The organism is Cupriavidus basilensis (assembly GCF_029335485.1).
Taxonomy (GTDB): Bacteria; Pseudomonadota; Gammaproteobacteria; order Burkholderiales; family Burkholderiaceae; genus Cupriavidus; species Cupriavidus basilensis_E.
In genome coordinates, this window is record NZ_JARJLM010000015.1 from 1 (window position 1) to 1,013 (window position 1,013).

Below are 1,013 nucleotides of genomic sequence, written 5' to 3' on the forward strand. Positions count from 1 at the left end.
AAGGAGCGCTGCTCGGGTCGGTCCGTGATGAGGTACAGCTTGCGGTCGTATTGCAGCGTCAGCCGGTTGGAGACTTTGCGCCATTCGCGCCAGGTAAAGATGCGCTCGAGGTCCTCGTCGGGCCGTACCGGACGGTGCGCATTGAAGTCGCTTCTGGGCATCTTGGCGAACCGCACATTGAAGTCCGCCAGGAAGACCGGGGCAAAGGCATTAGCCTCGGCCAGCGTCGAGATGCCGCGCTGGCGCAGCTCCTTGACCAGCCGGTCCTGCAGCGTGCCATTCATGCGTTCCACACGGCCCTTGGCCTGACTGGTGTTGGCGCACAGGCTCTCGATGTTCAGCTCGTACAGCACGCGTCCGAACTGCGTATAGTCCCGCCCAGTCGTGACACCTTTGGCATTGACCCGAAAGATACTGGCCTTGTCGCTGTAGAACGCCACCGGCTTGCCATGGCGCTCAATATAGGCCCGCGTCGCGGCAAAATAGGCGAAAGTCGATTCGGTCGGCACGAACAGCAACTGCATCAGGCGGCTGGTGGCATCGTCGACATAGACCAGCAGCGTGCACATGGGCGCCCGCTCCTCGAACCACGCGTGCTCGCTGCCATCGATCTGCACCAGTTCACCCAGGCAGGCGCGGCGCTTGCGCGGCTGGTGCATCTTGGGCGGACGCAGTTTCCTCGGGACCCAGAAGCCGGCGTCAATCATGATCCGGCGCACCGTCTCCTTGGCCAGCGCGATGCCATGTCGCTCGCGCAGCTTCTCGCAGGCCAGCGTGGGGCCGTAATCGGCGTAATGCTGCTGGATTAGCGCGCGTGCCTGCGCTTCGAGCATCCGTGGCAGTTGGCGATGCCCTGGCTGCCCACGCTGGCGCGACAGCAAGCCCATAGGGCCATCGGCTCGCCAGCGCTGGACCAGCCGCCGGACTTGCCGCGCCGTCAAATCCAGGCGCTCTGCGGCGCGCCATTGCGCCAGGAGGCCTTCGGCCGTTGCCTGAATGACCTTGAAGCGGTC

The 1,013-nt window shown here is 64.5% G+C and carries 1 protein-coding gene; it reads right to left on the bottom strand.

All coding sequences use genetic code 11. From position 1 onward, the window contains the following. On the bottom strand, positions 1-1,013 hold a 1,013-nt coding region (locus P3W85_RS01035; protein ID WP_276263398.1), incomplete at both ends, for an ISNCY family transposase.